The organism is Microbispora rosea (assembly GCF_044460045.1).
In the GTDB taxonomy this organism is placed as follows: Bacteria; Actinomycetota; Actinomycetes; order Streptosporangiales; family Streptosporangiaceae; genus Microbispora; species Microbispora rosea.
In genome coordinates this window covers 89,550-105,010 of record NZ_JBITJO010000003.1, presented here as the reverse complement: position 1 = coordinate 105,010, position 15,461 = coordinate 89,550, and the positions used below count along the sequence as shown (strand labels likewise).

Annotated in this window: 15 protein-coding genes; 2 read left to right on the top strand and 13 right to left on the bottom strand. The window is 72.1% G+C overall.

Translation table 11 applies throughout. The features are described from left to right. Window positions 1-74: 74 nt before the first annotated feature. Entirely contained in the window at window positions 75-980 is a 906-nt protein-coding gene (locus tag ACIBK1_RS12940; RefSeq protein WP_396724347.1) for a hypothetical protein, read from the bottom strand. Between the two features lie 44 nt (window positions 981-1,024). Then, window positions 1,025-1,987, bottom strand: coding sequence for a S66 peptidase family protein (locus ACIBK1_RS12935; protein ID WP_081903425.1), 963 nt, complete (start codon window positions 1,985-1,987; stop codon window positions 1,025-1,027). Window positions 1,988-2,018: 31 nt separating this feature from the next. Here ACIBK1_RS12935 and ACIBK1_RS12930 point away from each other — a divergent pair, with 31 nt between their 5' ends. After that, a complete protein-coding gene (locus tag ACIBK1_RS12930; protein ID WP_030507268.1) occupies window positions 2,019-2,897 on the top strand; it encodes a sulfotransferase family protein in 879 nt (292 codons plus the stop codon). Window positions 2,898-2,925: 28 nt separating this feature from the next. On the opposite strand, the gene ACIBK1_RS12925 is transcribed toward ACIBK1_RS12930, so the two are convergent. From ACIBK1_RS12925 to ACIBK1_RS12905, 5 genes are all read right to left on the bottom strand, one after another. After that, the gene (locus ACIBK1_RS12925) at window positions 2,926-4,812 is read right to left on the bottom strand and encodes an ABC transporter ATP-binding protein (RefSeq protein WP_030507269.1); all 1,887 of its coding nucleotides are present in this window, start codon (window positions 4,810-4,812) and stop codon (window positions 2,926-2,928) included. A gap of 222 nt (window positions 4,813-5,034) precedes the next feature. Beyond that, complete coding sequence (locus ACIBK1_RS12920) at window positions 5,035-5,889, bottom strand: enoyl-CoA hydratase/isomerase family protein (protein ID WP_396734581.1); 855 nt, start codon at window positions 5,887-5,889, stop codon at window positions 5,035-5,037. Between the two features lie 201 nt (window positions 5,890-6,090). Continuing rightward, a complete protein-coding gene (locus ACIBK1_RS12915; RefSeq protein ID WP_030507271.1) occupies window positions 6,091-6,306 on the bottom strand; it encodes a helix-turn-helix domain-containing protein in 216 nt (71 codons plus the stop codon). Window positions 6,307-6,421: 115 nt separating this feature from the next. After that, entirely contained in the window at window positions 6,422-8,020 is a 1,599-nt protein-coding gene (locus ACIBK1_RS12910; RefSeq protein ID WP_396734578.1) for an ABC-F family ATP-binding cassette domain-containing protein, read from the bottom strand. 149 nt (window positions 8,021-8,169) lie between these two features. Further along, entirely contained in the window at window positions 8,170-8,877 is a 708-nt protein-coding gene (locus tag ACIBK1_RS12905) for an acVLRF1 family peptidyl-tRNA hydrolase (RefSeq protein ID WP_357317927.1), read from the bottom strand. A 118-nt stretch (window positions 8,878-8,995) separates the two neighbouring features. On the opposite strand from ACIBK1_RS12905, the gene ACIBK1_RS12900 reads away from it, so the two are divergent. Next, the gene (locus tag ACIBK1_RS12900; protein ID WP_396734574.1) at window positions 8,996-10,333 is read left to right on the top strand and encodes an EAL domain-containing protein; all 1,338 of its coding nucleotides are present in this window, start codon (window positions 8,996-8,998) and stop codon (window positions 10,331-10,333) included. Window positions 10,334-10,346: 13 nt separating this feature from the next. Here the strand turns inward: ACIBK1_RS12900 and ACIBK1_RS12895 are convergent, their stop codons facing one another. The 6 genes from ACIBK1_RS12895 to hisG form a co-directional block, all read right to left on the bottom strand. Next, window positions 10,347-10,952, bottom strand: a complete 606-nt coding sequence (locus ACIBK1_RS12895; RefSeq protein WP_030507275.1) for a response regulator transcription factor — start codon at window positions 10,950-10,952, stop codon at window positions 10,347-10,349. Further along, window positions 10,949-12,115 carry a sensor histidine kinase gene (locus ACIBK1_RS12890; protein ID WP_051761540.1) on the bottom strand — a complete coding sequence of 389 codons (1,167 nt, stop codon included), beginning with the start codon at window positions 12,113-12,115 and terminating at the stop codon, window positions 10,949-10,951. The genes ACIBK1_RS12895 and ACIBK1_RS12890 overlap by 4 nt, the downstream gene beginning before the upstream one ends. 82 nt (window positions 12,116-12,197) lie before the next feature. Then, complete coding sequence (locus ACIBK1_RS12885; RefSeq protein ID WP_357317918.1) at window positions 12,198-12,935, bottom strand: ABC transporter permease; 738 nt, start codon at window positions 12,933-12,935, stop codon at window positions 12,198-12,200. 2 nt (window positions 12,936-12,937) lie between these two features. After that, a complete protein-coding gene (locus ACIBK1_RS12880) occupies window positions 12,938-13,822 on the bottom strand; it encodes an ABC transporter ATP-binding protein (RefSeq protein WP_030507278.1) in 885 nt (294 codons plus the stop codon). A gap of 120 nt (window positions 13,823-13,942) precedes the next feature. Next, the gene (locus tag ACIBK1_RS12875; RefSeq protein ID WP_143734694.1) at window positions 13,943-14,509 is read right to left on the bottom strand and encodes a hypothetical protein; all 567 of its coding nucleotides are present in this window, start codon (window positions 14,507-14,509) and stop codon (window positions 13,943-13,945) included. 55 nt (window positions 14,510-14,564) lie between these two features. Continuing rightward, window positions 14,565-15,410 carry an ATP phosphoribosyltransferase gene (hisG, locus tag ACIBK1_RS12870; protein ID WP_030507280.1) on the bottom strand — a complete coding sequence of 282 codons (846 nt, stop codon included), beginning with the start codon at window positions 15,408-15,410 and terminating at the stop codon, window positions 14,565-14,567. Window positions 15,411-15,461 lie beyond the last annotated feature (51 nt).

Sequence of the window (15,461 nt, the reverse complement as noted above, 5' to 3'; positions counted from 1 at the left end):
CGTCCCCCCGCACGCGATTTCCGGCGCGGCTACTTCTGGCGCGGCTACTTCTGGCGCGGCTACTTCTGGCGCGGCTACTTCTGGCCGGCGATGCGGGCGAGGAGCCGGGCGAACTCCGGCGGCGGCGCGACGACCAGCCTGGTCTGCCCGTCGTGGCTGATGAGGTCGGCCTGGATGCGGGTCAGCTTGCCCCTGCGCCACCAGTACACGTGGGGGCTCAGCCCGTCGGCCCGGCCGGCGTGCTCCCGGTGGGCGAAGATGCGCAGGCGCTCGATCGCGCGGACCACGCCGATGCCGGCCACCGGGTGCACCGCGACCATCCCCCGGTGCGGCAGCACGGCGAGCATGCCGTCCTCGGGCACGTCCATGTACGCCGTCAGGCGGCGCAGGTGGGCCGCCGCGCTGGGCGCGGTCAGCAGCGACACCTCGGTCCCGGCGAGGTCGAGCCGCGACACGGTGGGCCGCTCGTCGGTCAGGGCGTTGCCGACGGCCACGTCGAGCGCCTCGGCCGGCGGGATGGGCCAGCAGAAGGCCTCCTCCGGCCGCACCGGGCGGGCGCCGACGGTCAGCACCTCGATCAGGTCGGCGCTGAGGTGGCGGCCGATGATCCGGGAGGGGTCGGGGAAGGCCGGGTCGTCGGCGGCGTGGACCCGCGTGCGCAGCAGCGGCTTGATGGGCGTGAGGTTGCAGGCGTCGAACGGCTCGCCCGACACGGCGTGCGCCAGGTGCTCGGAGACCAGCATCGGCCAGTCCTCGCGGGCACGGCGAGCGGCCTCCCGGCGCAGGCCGACGAGGTTCACCTCCCGCTCACGCTCGGGCGAGGTCAGCCGCAGGAAGGTGCCGTCGGCCGCGAACGCGCAGGTATAGCCCATGGTCTCGGCGACCAGGGCCAGCAGGGAGTCGAGATCGACGTCCTCGACAGCTCTCGGGGCGGGATGGTCCGGCCGCGTCCGGCTGAGCAGTCGCCGCAAGAGTCCCAACGCACCATCCCTTCGCCGCCGCCCGGATGCCTCCGGGGCGGGTCTCAGGTTGCCGCGTCCGAGTCGCGGAACATGCCCAGGAGAGAACACGATTCGGCAACAATAGCCACATTCGTCTCCAACCACACACTCATCTGTGGTGTGCCGTGGCCCACAGGCAGCCCCGCCAGCACCGGAACGCCCAGCGGGGCCAGGCGTTCGGCCAGCATGGGCAGCGGGTCGCCGCAGTCCACCCACGATCCCAGCACGATGCCCGCCGCGCCGTCGAGACACCTGGCCTGCAGTAGTTGCGTCACCATGCGGTCGATCCGGTACGGCTCCTCGGTGACGTCCTCCAGCAGCACGATGCGGCCCCGCCCGCGCAGCGCGTACGGCGTGCCGCACAGGGCGGCGAGCAGGGCGAGGTTGCCTCCCGTGAGCGGGCCCTCGGCCCGGCCCGGCACGATCACCCGGTCGCCCGTGACCGGCGCGGGCGTGCCGCCCTCGAACAGGGCCTCCCGCAGGTGGGCGAAGGTGGCCGGCTCGGGCCCCTCCGGGCCGCCGATCGTCGCCGTCGCCGGCATCGGCCCGAACAGCGTCGCCAGGCCCAGCCGGTCGGCGAAGGCCCGGTGCAGCGCGGTGATGTCGCTCGACCCGAGCAGGATCTTCGGACCGGCCGCCGCCATGGCGTCCCAGTCCAGCAGCCCGAGCAGCCGGGTGGTGCCGTAGCCGCCCCTGGCGCAGACGACCGCCGCCACCCCGGGATCGCACCACGCGTCCTGGAGGTCGCCCGCCCGCGCGGCGTCCGGCCCGGCCAGGTAGCCCTCCCGCGCGAGGATCGACGCCCCGTGCACGACCCGCAGCCCGAGCCCGGTCAGGAGCTCGGTGCCGTGCTCGAGCAGTACGGGGTCGACGGGACCGGCCGGCGCGACCAGCGCGACGGTGTCACCCGGCCGCAGCCGCCGCGGCAGGCTCGGGACCGTTACCGAGGCGTCACCGCCCGCCCCGCCCGGGAAGCGCTCGCTCACCCTTCAAAGGGTGTCAGACTTAGCGGTATCTATGCGACCTCCGACGCACATCCTCGTGGTCAACGGTGTCAAGGTCCGCCGTCCGGTGTTCGTTGTCGCGGCGCCGCACTCCGGCGCGGACCTGCTGGGCCGTGCCCTCAAGCGCTCGCCCGGCTTCCACGTGACCATGGGCAGGGGCCCGGTGGCCCGGGTCGTCTACGCCTTCGCCAGGAGGCCGTCGATCGCCCGCAGCGGCGGCGCCCCGCAGGTGCTGCGCGACGTGCTCGCGGAGGCGTGGCAGGTGGTCCCGGCGGCGTGCGCGGAGTGCACGGCCACCTGCCGGGAGGCGGGCGGCATCGTCGGGGCGGGACCCTGCGTCGGGCCGGGCTCGCTGTCCCGGTTCGGCGACGCCAGCCCCGACCTGCTCTACAGCGCGCCGGTGCTGCTGCAGGCGTTCCCCGACGCCCGGCTCATCCAGATCATCCGCGACGGCCGTGACGTCGTCGCCGACATGCTCGCCGACCCCGCCTGCATGACCTGGGTCAAGCCCCACATGCTGAGCGAGGACGCCGAGTTTCCCAATCCGTTCCTCGGCGTGCGCTCGGCCGAGCACCGCGAGCGCTGGGCCGCGATGCCGCCCGCGGGCAAGTGCGCCCTGCGCTGGCGCGGCGCCGTACGGCTCAGCGCCGCCCTGCGCCACGAGCTGCCCGCCGAGCACCTGCTCACCCTGCGGTACGAGGACGTGGTGGCCTCGCCGGGAGACGCGATCGACGCGGTGTCGTCGTTCCTGGAGGCCAAGATCTCCACGATAGCGCTGTACGGCGCGGCGATCCCCCGGCCGGGGAGCTGGCGCAGGCGGCTGCCGGCCGAGGACGCCGAGCTCGTGGAGAAGGTGGCCAGGGAGGAGCTCGCCCGCCTCGGCTACCGCTGAGCCGTCATCTCACAGCCCGCCGTGGGCCTCAGGAACCGCTCTGCCCTGAGGCGGTGAACTGGGTGCGGTACAGCTCGGCGTAGGCGCCGCCCCGCTCCAGCAGCTCTTCATGCCGGCCGCGCTCGACGACCCGGCCGTCCTCGACCACCAGGATCGTGTCGGCCTCGCGGATGGTCGACAGCCGGTGGGCGATCACCAGCGACGTCCTCCCGCGCAGCGCGGTCTTCAGCGCCTGCTGCACCGCGGCCTCGGATTCGGAGTCCAGGTGGGCGGTGGCCTCGTCCAGCACCACCACCCGCGGCGCCTTCAGCAGGAGCCGCGCCAGGGCGATGCGCTGTTTCTCCCCTCCGGAAAGCCGGTAGCCGCGGTCGCCGACGACCGTCTCCAGCTCCTCCGGCAGGTTCTTGACCAGGTCGGCGATCTGGGCCGCGCGCAGGGCCTCCCAGACCTCCTCGTCGGTCGCCTCCGGACGGGCGTAGCGGAGGTTGCTGCCGATCGTGTCGTGGAACAGGTGGGCGTCCTGCATGACCACTCCCACCGTGTCCCTGATGCCGTCCAGGGTGGCGTCGCGGACGTCCATGCCGTTGATCCGGACGGCCCCCTCGTCCACGTCGTACAGCCGGGACACCAGTGACGTGATGGTCGTCTTGCCCGCGCCCGAGTGGCCGACGAGCGCCACCAGCTCCCCCGGGTGCGCGGTGAACGACACGCCCTTGAGCACCTCCTGCGAGGGCCCGGTGTCCGGGCGGGCCACCGACTCCAGCGATGCCAGCGAGACATCGGAGGCGGCCGGGTAGCGGAAGCGGACGTCGTCGAACTCGATCGTGACCGGCCCCTCGGGGACCGGCCGCGCGTCCGGCTTCTCGGCGACCATCGGCTTAAGGTCGAGCACCTCGAAGACCCGGTCGAAGCTCACCAGCGCGGTCATTACGTCCACGTGGACGTTCGACAGGCTGGTCAGCGGGCCGTACAGGCGCATGAGCAGGGACGACTGGGCGACCAGGGTGCCGAGCGCGAAGGCCCCGGAGATCGCGAGCATGCCGCCGAGGCCGTAGACGAGCGCGGTCGCCAGCGCGGCGACCAGGCCGAGCGCGATGCGGAACACCGTGCCGTACATGGCGACGATCACGCCCACGTCGCGGACCCGGCCCGCGCGCTCCGCGAAGTGGAGCGCCTCGTCGTCCGGCCTGCCGTACAGCTTGGCGACCATGGCCCCGGCCACGTTGAACCGCTCGGTCATCACCGAGCTCATCTCGGCGTCGAGCTGCATCTGCTCGCGGGTCAGCGCGGACATCCGGCGGCCGACCCACTTCGCCGGGAAGATGAAGATCGGCAACAGGACCAGCGCGACCAGCGTGACCTGCCACGACAGCACGAGCATGGTGCCGAGCACCATGACCAGGCTGATGACGTTGGACACCACCGACGACAGCGTGCTGGTGATGGCCCGCTGCGCTCCGATGACGTCGGTGTTCAGGCGGGAGACCAGCGCGCCGGTCTGGGCCCGCATGAAGAACGCGACCGGCATGCGCTGCACGTGGTCGAAGACCTCGGTGCGCAGGTTGTAGATCAGGCCCTCGCCGATGCGTGAGGAATACCACCGCTGCAGCAGGCCGAGCCCGGCGTCCAGCACCGCGAGCCCCGCGATCGCCACGGCGAGCCACACCACCACGTCGACCCGCTTGGGGGTGATGCCGTAATCGATGATCGCCTTCATCAGCAGCGGGTTGGCGACCACGATGACCGCGTCGACCACGACCAGCGCGAGGAAACCGGCGATCTGGGCGCGGAACGGCCGGGCGTAGCCGGCGATGCGCCGGACGGTCCCCGGCGCGATCCGCTCCTTCGTCACGGAGCTGTCACGCCGTAAGGACCGCATCACCTGGAAGCCGTAGCCCCCGTTCATCATCGCCATATGCCGTACATCCTCCCAGCCGTTCAGCAGTGGGAGGACTCCCCCGATTCCGCCGTCAGCTCGAAGCGAACAGCATGTGTCCGTTCGCCTCGGACATCGACCTTAGTTCGCCCGGAGCAGTGCCCATGAGTCCGGCCTGAACACTGCCCATAAGTCGGGCCCGAACACCGCCCATCAGCTCGGCCCGAGCGGCGCAATTCAGCTCGGCCTGAGCGGCGCAATTCAGCTCGCCCCGAACAGCGCCCGGATGCGCGCCACCTGCTCGACCCGCTCGGCGGCGGCCTGTTCCTCCAGCGTGCGCCCCGGCGCGGCCTGCAGCAGCCTCTTGGTGGCGGCCGCGGCGGCGCGGTCGGTCGCCAGCAGCGCGGCGGCCAGATCCTGCACGGCCTGGGCCAGCTCGGGCGTGGGCACCGCGATCTCGGCCAAGCCGAGCCGTACGGCCTCGGCGGCCCCCACGGTGCGCGCGGTCAGGCACATCTCGATGGCCCGGGGAACCCCCACGATGTCGGCCAGGGGCTTGGTCCCGGTCAGGTCGGGAACCAGCCCCAGCGCGGGCTCCTTCATGCAGAACTTCACGTCGTCGGCGACGACACGCAGGTCGCACGCGAGTGCGAGCTGGAAGCCCGCCCCGATCGCATGGCCCTGCACGGCCGCGATCGACACGATCTCCGGCCTGCGCAGCCACAGGAAGCCCTTCTGGGCCTCCGCGATCCGCTGCTCGAACTCGGTGTCGCCGAGCGTCGCGGCGCTCGCGAACGATTCCTGCCCGGGCACCCCCTCGGGCGTGAACATGCGCAGGTCGATCCCGGCTGAGAAGGACGGCCCCTCGCCTTTGACCACGACCACTCTCACCTGCTCCGGAAGGGTTTCCCCGATCCGGGCCAGGGCCGACCACGTCGCGAACGTCTGAGCGTTGCGCTTGTCCGGCCGGTCCAAAGTGACGGTCGCGATCTCGCCGTCCACCTCGAAGCGCAGTCCGACCCCGGCCGGCTCGGCCGCCGAGATCGTCGACACATCGGAGCCCTCGCCCGCCCCACGGGCGTGCTCCAGATTCCCCCCCATTGCCGCTTCCGCCATGCCCTGCTCCTGCGTCCGGTGCGGAGCGGCGTCGCCTCGCACGGCCGGTCCGGTGCGGCGCACCGTCCGTGCCGGGCGTCCGCCCTCCTGTTCATCCCGCGGTCGCGCCCGAGCTTACCGAATATCGTTCTGGCGAGTCGGACGCGACCGCTCCTCCTTGCAGGAACGAGCGGCTGCGGTCGCGCGTCTTGAGGTGGATCTCTAGCGCTTGGACTTGCCCCGGGTCGCGCCGCCGCGCCCGCGCAGAGTCACCCCGGACTCGCTCAGGATGCGGTGGATGAACCCGTACGACCGGCCGGTGGAAGCAGCCAGAGCGCGGATGCTCTCACCCGCGGAATAGCGCTTCTTGAGATCAGCGGCCAGCTTTTCCCGGTCGGCCCCGGTCACCCGGGTGCCCTTCTTCAGAGTCTCGGCCACGAGTACCTCCTGTAGTGCCAGACTTCCGCAGCGTTACCTCAGCCCATGATCAGTCATTTCGACGGGATCGGCTACCTACTCCGCGGGAAAAGATCCCTACCCGCTCAAATTAAGATCAGGCAAGCGCCACAAGATCGGAAAATTCGTCGCTCCATGCGTCTTCTACTCCGTCTGGCAACAGAATCACCCTATCCGGCTTCAGCGCCTCCACCGCCCCCTCGTCGTGCGTGACCAGCACAATCGCGCCCGTGTAGGAGCCGAGGGCGGTCAGCACCTGGTCGCGGGAGGCCGGATCGAGGTTGTTGGTGGGCTCGTCGAGCAGCAGCACGTTGGCACTCGACAGCACCAGCGTCGCAAGGGCGAGACGGGTCTTCTCACCGCCGGACAGGACCCCCGCGGGCTTGTCCACGTCGTCGCCGGTGAACAGGAACGACCCCAGCACCTTGCGCAGGTCGACGTCGGCCAGGTCGGGCCCGGCCGACCGCATGTTCTCCAGGACCGTGCGTCCGGAGTCGAGCGTCTCGTGCTCCTGCGCGTAGTAGCCCAGTTTGAGCCCGTGGCCCGGCATGACCTCGCCGGTGTCGGACTTCTCGATGCCCGCGAACAGGCGCAGCAGGGTGGTCTTGCCCGCGCCGTTCAGGCCCAGGATGACGATCCGGGAGCCCCGGTCGACCGCGGCGTCGACGTCGGTGAACACCTCCAGCGAGCCGTACGACTTGGACAGGCCGCGGGCCGTCAGCGGGGTCTTCCCGCAGGGCGCGGGGTCGGGGAAGCGCAGCTTGGCGACGCGGTCGGAGCGCCGCTCCCCCTCGACGCCGGACAGCAGCCGCCGGGCGCGCCGCTCCATGTCCTGGGCCGCCTTGGCCTTGGTGGCCTTCGCCCGCATGCGGTCGGCCTGGGACAGCAGCGCGGACGCCTGCCGCTCGGCGTTGGCCCGCTCGCGCTTGCGCCGCTTCTCGTCGGTCTCCCGCTGGGCGAGGTAGGCCTTCCAGCCGACGTTGTAGGTGTCGATCACGCAGCGGTTGGCGTCGAGATGGAGCACCCGGTTTACCGTCGCATCAAGAAGGTTTACGTCATGGCTGATGATCACCAAGCCGCCCTGGTGCGAGCGCAAAAACTCACGAAGCCAGCCGATCGAGTCCGCATCGAGGTGGTTTGTCGGCTCGTCAAGCAGGAGAGTCTCCGCTCCGGAGAACAGAATCCGGGCCAGCTCGACCCGCCGTCGCTGACCACCGGACAGGGTCGCCAGCGGCTGGCCGAGGACGCGGTCGGGCAGCCCGAGGCTCGATGCGATCGAGGCCGCCTCCGACTCCGCCGCGTAGCCGCCGAGGACGTGCAGGCGGTCCTCCAGGCGGCCGTAGGCGCGCACCGCCCGGTCGCGCACGCGCTGGTCGTCGGCCGCCATCCCGGTCTCGGCCTCGCGCAGTTCGCGGAGCACCTCGTCGAGGCCGCGGGCCGACAGGATCCGGTCGCGCGCCAGCACGCTCAGGTCGCCGGTGCGGGGGTCCTGCGGCAGGTAGCCGACGCTGCCGGAGATCGTGACCGTGCCCGCGGCGGGCAGGCCCTCTCCCGCCAGGACCTTGGTGAGGGTGGTCTTGCCGGCCCCGTTGCGGCCGACCAGGCCGATCTTGTCGCCGGGGTTCACCCGGAACGAGGCGCCCTCGATGAGCAGGCGCGAGCCGGCGCGGAGTTCGATGTCGGTTGCGATGATCATGATTTAGGGGACACTCCCGTGGGTGATGAGGTCAGGATCGGCATCGGGAGCGATCAATCGGGAGTGCGCATGCGCTCAAGTGTAGTGCCGCCCCGTCCGTCAGCGCCTGCGCCGAAACCCCCGGCCGTGCCCCACCGTCGCGCGGCCGGTCAGGGGTCGAGCAGGCGGACACGTACGGCGCGGAACAGCGCGGGCGCGCCCTCCAGAACCGCCGGCCGGGGGTCGGGGACGCTGAGGAAGGGGCCGGACTCCAGGGCGAACAGCGGCGCGAGGCGCCGGTCGCGCCTGATCTCGTCGATCGAGCGCCGGTCCCCGCCGAGCACGACGGCCTCCAGATCCGCGAGCCTCGGCAGGAGCACCCGGGCGGCCACGTCGGCGGCGGCCCGCAGCGCCTCGGCCGACTGCTTGTCCCTGCGCCGGGCGAAGCGCTGCTGCGACCACCCGCCCGCCGCGCTGCGCCCGTGGACCTGACGCGAACCGGCCTTGCCCGTGACGAGGCGGGCGCCGGTGAAGACGCCGGCGGCGTGCCCGCCGAGCCGGGCCAGCAGCACGCCGACGGTCCGCTCCCGGCATACGTGGGCCACCAGCGCCGCCGCGGCCGGGGGAAGCCGGAACTCACCCTCGTCTCCGCTGTCGTCCCCGCCGTCGCTCTCGTCCCCGCGGGAGGGGCGCAGCGGCGGGAACGGCACCTGGCACTCGGCGACCGCGCCGTCGGCGGCGTCGAGACGGACCAGGCCGGGCAGGACGACGGCCTCGATCGCGCCGTGCCGCTCGGCGAAACGCGCGATCCATCCGGCGAGCCGCTCGGGGGCGACCGAGATCCGTCTGCCGCCTCCCGCGGCCGGCCCTGCCGTCATGGCTGATCAGGCTACCCGGACACAGGTCTGTAGGATTCCGACCAACTGACAGGGAAATATAGGTGAATTTCCCCCCGCGAACGGCAACATCGCAGCTCGGGTGTCCCAGAATTCAATCGTGTCGCTCCCCGTCCACCCGGCGGCGCCGCCCGCCGCGACCTCTCAACGCGTCCCGGCGCCCGGCGCGGCCCCGGCGACCCCGTTCCCCCCGGACAGCGGGTGGGAACATCCGACGGCCGACGTCGCGCGGGAGCACGACCCGGCCACCATGGTGCGGAGATACACCCCCGCGGCCCCCGCCCAGCCATATGACCAGCGCGGGCACGCGCCCTCCGCGTCCGGCCTCCCCGGCCCGGCCACCCCGGTCTTCCTCCCGGTGGTCGATCTCGACACCGGCGGCGCCGTGGCCGTCGAGGTGATCAGCGAGGGCGCCTCCTACGGCGGCCCGGGCATGGCGAGCACGGTGAACGGTCTGCTGGCCGCCGCCCGCGAGGAGGCCCTGCTGCCGCTGGTCCTGCCGATCTCCGCCGCCGCCGTGGCCGGCGGCTCGGCCGGCCTCGCGTCGCTGCACGAGGCCATGCGCGTGTGCAACCGGCGTCCCCGCGAGGTCATCCTCGTGATCGAGGGCGGCTCCGCGTCCGTGGAGCGCACCGCCCTGCTGTCCGGGATCGACGGGCTGCGGGCGGTGGGTTACCTCATCGCGTTCGGCGGGATCGGCACCGCCGCGCTGCCGCTCGACCTGCTCGCCGACGCCTCGCCGTACATGATCGCGCTGTCCCCCGACGTGGTGGCACGAGGGCCGCGCGATCCCCGGCGCGGCGCGCTCGCGGAGTCGCTGGTCCGGCTCGCGCGCGGCGTCGGCGCGCACGTGCTCGCCCCGGGCGTGCGGGACGAGACACAGCTCGCGGCCGTACGCGGCTGGGGGATCCGGCTCGCGCAGGGTCCCCTGCTCGCGCCGTTCGACTGGCGGCCCTCCCACGGGTACAACCGGGTCCACGTGCCGCTGCCGGTGCCGGAGGCGACCGCCGCCACCGCGTCGCTGGGCCCCCGGGTGCAGGAGCTCCTGCTCCCCGCGGTCACGCTGCCGGCCGAGTCGACGGCCGAGGAGGTGGTCGCCGTGCTGAGCGCCGAGCCCTCGATCACGAGCGTGATCCTGGTGGACGAATACCAGCGGCCGCAGGGCAGCATCGACCGCAGCCGGTTCCTGCTCTTCATGGCCGGGGCGTACGGCCACGCGCTGCACGCGAAGAAGGCGGCCGGCCGCCTGGCGGACACGGCGAAGATCGTGGCGAAGACGACCCCGGTGATCGCGGCCATGCAGGTGGCGGGGCGGGACAACACCCGCGTGTACGACGACCTCGTGGTGGTCGACGAAGTCGGCAGGTGCATGGGCGTGGTGCGGGTCGGCGACCTGCTGCGGCACGCCGCCGACCTCCAGTCGCGGTCGGCCCGCTGAACCCGCCTCGCGGTCAGAGCCAGCCCTGCGCCTGGGCCTTCTGGACGGCCTCGATCCGGTTGCGCGCGCCGGTCTTGTGGATGGCCGCCGACAGGTAGTTGCGCACCGTGCCCTCCGACAGGTGCAGCCGCAGCGCGATGTCGTTGATCGTCGAGCCGTCCGCGGCGGCGGACAGCACGTCGCGCTCGCGCGGCGACAGGGGGTTCGGCCCGGCGCTGAGCGCGGCGGCGGCCAGTCCCGGATCGATCACGCGCTCGCCCCGCAGCACCCGCCTGATCGCGGCGGCGAGTTCGCTCGCCGGGCTGTCCTTCACCAGGAAGGCCACCGCCCCCGCCTCCATCGCGCGGCGCAGGTAGCCGGGCCTGCCGAAGGTCGTGAGGATCACCACCCGGCACCCGGGGACCCGGCGGCGCAGCTCCTCGGCGGCGGAGATCCCGTCCCTGCCGGGCATCTCGATGTCGAGCAGCGCGACGTCCGGCTTGGTCGCCTCGGCGACGCCGATCACCTCGTCGCCGTCCGACGCCTCTCCGACCACCTCGATGTCGGGCTCCAGGCCGAGCAGGGAGGCGAGCGCTCCCCGCACCATGCTCTGGTCTTCCGCCAGCACGACCCTGATCACTGGCCCAACCTATCCGCGATCATCTCGGCCGTACGGTCCAGGGGCGGCGGAACCGCCACCCGCACCCTGAACCCATGCTTGCCGGCCTCGACTTTCAGGCTCCCGCCCGCCGCACGCACCCGCTCGCCGAGCCCGGTGAGGCCGTTGCCCGGCTCGTACGCGCCGCCGCCGTTGTCGGCGATCTCCAGCACCGCGCCCTCCTCGCCGTACGACACGTCGATCTCGCAGCGGGTGGCCCCGGAATGCCGTACGACGTTGGTGGTGGCCTCGCGCACGGCCCAGGCGAACAGGCCGTCGAGGTCCTCGGGCAGCGGGGTGCCGCGGGTGCGCACGGTGAGGGCGACGTCGGCGGCGCCCAGCGCCGACCTGGCGCCGTCGATCTCCTCCGACAGGCGGCGCCGGCGGTATTCGCTGACGGCCTCGCGCACCTGGGCCAGCGCCTGCCGCGCCACCGACTCGATGTCCGCCACCTCTCCGGCGGCCTTCTTCGAGCCCTGCTCGCCCAGGCGGCGGGCCAGCTCACTCTTGAGCACGATGAGCGAGAGGCTGTGTCCCAGCAGGTCGTGCAGGTCCCGGGCGATCCGCAGCCGCTCCTCCGTGGCGGCCAGCCTGGCGACCTCGCTCTGCGCCTGCCTGAGCTGGACGACGAGGACGCGGGTGTTGCGGACGCTCACGAACAGCACGCCGAGCGTGATGATCTGCAGCACGAGCGCCCACACCGTGCCGTCGTCGGCGCCCATGACCTTGCCCTCGGCGAGGACGAGCCCGGCCATCGCCGCGATTCCCAGCAGTGCGCGGCGGGGCTGCAGGCCCATCGCGTAGACGACCACCATGTAGACCAGCAGGGTCAGCCAGGAGGGGCTCCGGAAGATCAACGGGAAGACGGCCGCCATCGTCGTCACGACGCCGAGCAGGGGGAACATCCACCGGGGGTGGTGATCGAGATCGCGCGGCCCCAGCACGACCGCCAGATAGACGGCCACGAAGGCCGCGAGCGCGCCCATCCACCAGACCGCCCGCGCGCCGCTCACCGTGCCGTCGATCACCTCGGACACCGGGTAGAAGAGGTAGATCAGGCCCAGCGACATGCCCATCAGGCGCCTCAGGCGGGAGGGACGCTCCTCGATCCCGCCGAAGGTGAACACGTTGGCCAGCCGGCTCATCCCGCTGTCCCTCCGAACATGGTGGATGTCAGGCGCGCACCGTCGCACTGTTCCTTCAGGCGCGCACCGTTGCACTGCTCCTTCAGGCGCGCACTGTCGCACGACGGTAGGCGACGAGCGCCAGCGCCACCAAGGCCACCCCCCAGGCGAGGATGCCGGCCGCGTCGGCCGCGTGCGGGGCCTCGCCCGCCGCGATCTGCCATCCGACGCGCGCGTAGTCGTACGACGGGGTCACGTGGGCGATGCTCTTCATGGCGGCGGGCATCATGCTCTCGGGGAACCAGAGCCCGCCGAGAAGGGCCAGCCCGAACATGCCGATCATCGCGACGGGCTGCGCGGTGTCGGGCGGCAGCAGGGATCCGATCGCCAGACCCAGCGCCGCGAACGGGATCGTGCCGACCCACATCGCCAGGATCAGCTCCGCCCACTGCAGCGGCGGCAGCGAGACGTGCTGGGTCAGCACCGCGGCCAGGCCGACCAGCAGCAGCGCCGGCAGCACCAGCAGCATCGAGGAGGCCAGCTTCGTCAGGATGATCGCCCGGCCCGGCAGCGGAGTGATCTGGAGCTGCCGCAGCCAGCCGCTGTGCCGCTCCTGCGACCAGGGCACGGCCGTCGACATCATGGCGGCGGCCAGCGCGCCGTACGCGGCCATCGAGACCATCAGCAGGACGCTGCCGCGCAGCCCGGTCGCCTGGTCGGACTCCGACCCCCAGAGGTTGGAGTAGAGGAGGTAGAACCCGACGGGGAAGGCCACCACGAAGATGATGTAGCGCTTGTTGCGCAGCATCCGCAGCATTTCGACCTTGATGTAGTGCCGCATCGTCAGGCCTCCTTGGTGAGGGCGAGGAAGGCGTCCTCCAGGTCGGCCCCGTGGACCTGGAGGTCGCGGACGTCGAGGGTGGTCTTGCGATACAGGGCGGCGACGGTGGCGTCGAGGTCGGTGGTGCGCAGCGTGACCCGGCCGCCCTGGAGTTCCACGCCGGTCGTCCCGGGCAGGGCGTCGAGCCCGGCGACCGGCTGGTCGCCCAGCAGGAAGCTCACCGCCTGACCGGCGACCCCGGCCTTGATCTCGGCGGCGCTGCCGTCGGCGACGACCCGGCCGCGGGCGATCACGACGACCCGGTCGGCGTTCTCGTCGGCCTCCTCCAGGTAGTGGGTGGCGAACAGGATCGTCCGGCCCCCCGCGGCGTACGCCCGCATGTTGTCCCAGAACGTGCGGCGGGACTCGACGTCCATGGCCGCGGTGGGCTCGTCGAGCAGCAGCAGTCTCGGACCGCCCGCGATGGCCAGCGCGAACCGGACCCGCTGGGTCTGGCCGCCGGACAGCCGGTCGGCCCGCCGCCGGGCGAGCTCGGTGAGGTCGGCGAGCCGGAGGATCTCCTCCAGCGGCAGCGGACGGGGGTAGAGCCGCCGGACGAAGTCCACGGTCTCGGCCACGGTCAGCTCGGGGATCAGCGCGCCCTCCTGGAGCATCGCGCCGATCTCCCCGTCGGCGACCGCCGTCTCGGGCGGCGAGCCGAAGACCCGGATCTCCCCGGAGCTGGGCCGCAGCAGGCCCAGCAGCATGTTGATGGAGGTGGACTTCCCGGCCCCGTTCGGCCCGAGGAGGGCGACCGTGGCGCCGGCCGGGATCTCCAGGTCGAGGCCGTCGACCGCGAGGACGTCCCCGTATCTCTTCGTGACGCCGGTGAAGGCGATGGCGTTCATGCCTTCACGGTAGGGATCGGGCGTGCCCGATCATCAGTGCCGCGTCTCCGGCCTTCGCGATGACATTTGTCACCCGCCTCCCTCCCCCGCGCGGGGGGGAGGGAGGGAACGCCGGGATCGTCAGGCCACTCGTCTCAGGTCCATCTGGAAGTTCTGCCGCCAGGTGGCGCCGCCGTCGAGGGTGTACTCACCGACCTCGTGCCACGTTCTGCCGGTGAAGCTCAGGGTGTAGCGGATGGTGGGCCCCCCGGTCTGGAGGCTCCATTGGAAGGTGTGGTCGCCGACCACGGGCACGGACTCGGTGACGTGCCCCTGGGAGAACGCTTCCCACCGGTACTGCCCGGTCGCGTCGCTGTAGCTGACGACCGCGAGCGCGGTGTCCACGATCCTGCGCGGATCGGCCTTGTCCCGCCCTTCGCCCTCCACCGTGAGCACCTGGCCGCCCGCCTTGTAGGCGACCTTCTCGGTCTGGAGGAACTCCTGCCGGCCGGTGGCGGTGTCGACCCATCCCGAGCCGGCCCATTTCCCGACCATGAAGTCGAGCCTGCGGATCGCGTCGAGTTGCGTCGCGGGGACGTCCGCCGCCCCCGCGCTGGTCGCCGAACGCTCCGCCGCGACGGCGGGCGCGCCCGCCGCGAGGGTGAGCGCGCACATCAAAGGCACCAGCAGACGATGTAATCGCATCATGACGCGATCTTGACACACGGTGCGCCCCGGTGACAGCGGGCCGGAACAGCCTGATTCAGAGACGGCAGGCGAAGATCGCGGTGACCAGGATCGCCTTGGCGCCGATCTCCCAGAGCTGGTCCATCACCTGCTGGTGGCCCTTGCGCGGGACCATCGCCCGCACGGCCACCCAGCCCTCGCGGTGGAGCGGGGAGACGGTCGGCCCCTCCATGCCCGGGGTGATGGCGATGGCCTCGTCGATGCGCTCGGCCCGGATGTCGTAGTCGATCATCACGAAGTCGCGGGCCACGAGCACGCCCTGCAGGCGCCGGATGAGCTGCTGGAAGCCGTTGGCCTCGGGGGCGCCGGCCCGCTTGATCAAGATGGCCTCGGAGTGCGCGATCGGCTCGCCGAACACCTCGAGGCCGACGTTGCGCAGCGTCGTGCCGGTCTCCACCACGTCGGCGACCGCGTCGGCGACGCCGAGCCTGATCGCCGTCTCGACCGCGCCGTCGAGCTTGATGACCCGGGCGTCCACGCCCTGGTCGGCGAGGTGCTTGCCGAGCAGCCCGGCGTACGAGGTGGCGATGCGCAGCCCGGACAGGTCGGTCACACCGGAGTGGGCGCCCGGCGCGGAGGCGAAGCGGAACGTCGACCGGCCGAACCCGAGCGGCATGACCTCCTCGGCGGGGGCGCCGGAGTCGAACAGCATGTCGCGCCCGGTGATGCCGGCGTCCAGGGTGCCCTCGCCGACGTAGACGGCGATGTCGCGCGGGCGGAGGAAGAACAGCTCGCAGGAGTTCTCGGAGTCGACGACCACGAGCTCCTTGCTGTCCCTGCGCTGGCGGTAGCCCGCCTCTTTCAGCATGGTCTGGGCGGCTTCGGAGAGCGCGCCCTTGTTCGGTACGGCGATGCGCAGCATGGGTGGAAGATCCTTTCAGGCAAGAACGAGGTCGATGGACGATCTGCGGCC

Coding starts and splice junctions, on each gene's coding strand:
- hisG (WP_030507280.1), bottom strand. CDS start 15,410: ATGCTGCGCATCGCCGTACCGAACAAGGGCGCGCTCTCCGAAGCCGCC.
- ACIBK1_RS12890 (WP_051761540.1), bottom strand. CDS start 12,115: ATGAGCCGGCTGGCCAACGTGTTCACCTTCGGCGGGATCGAGGAGCGT.
- ACIBK1_RS12920 (WP_396734581.1), bottom strand. CDS start 5,889: ATGGCGGAAGCGGCAATGGGGGGGAATCTGGAGCACGCCCGTGGGGCG.
- ACIBK1_RS12875 (WP_143734694.1), bottom strand. CDS start 14,509: ATGATGCGATTACATCGTCTGCTGGTGCCTTTGATGTGCGCGCTCACC.
- ACIBK1_RS12930 (WP_030507268.1), top strand. CDS start 2,019: ATGCGACCTCCGACGCACATCCTCGTGGTCAACGGTGTCAAGGTCCGC.
- ACIBK1_RS12885 (WP_357317918.1), bottom strand. CDS start 12,935: ATGCGGCACTACATCAAGGTCGAAATGCTGCGGATGCTGCGCAACAAG.
- ACIBK1_RS12905 (WP_357317927.1), bottom strand. CDS start 8,877: ATGACGGCAGGGCCGGCCGCGGGAGGCGGCAGACGGATCTCGGTCGCC.
- ACIBK1_RS12925 (WP_030507269.1), bottom strand. CDS start 4,812: ATGGCGATGATGAACGGGGGCTACGGCTTCCAGGTGATGCGGTCCTTA.
- ACIBK1_RS12910 (WP_396734578.1), bottom strand. CDS start 8,020: ATGATCATCGCAACCGACATCGAACTCCGCGCCGGCTCGCGCCTGCTC.
- ACIBK1_RS12880 (WP_030507278.1), bottom strand. CDS start 13,822: ATGAACGCCATCGCCTTCACCGGCGTCACGAAGAGATACGGGGACGTC.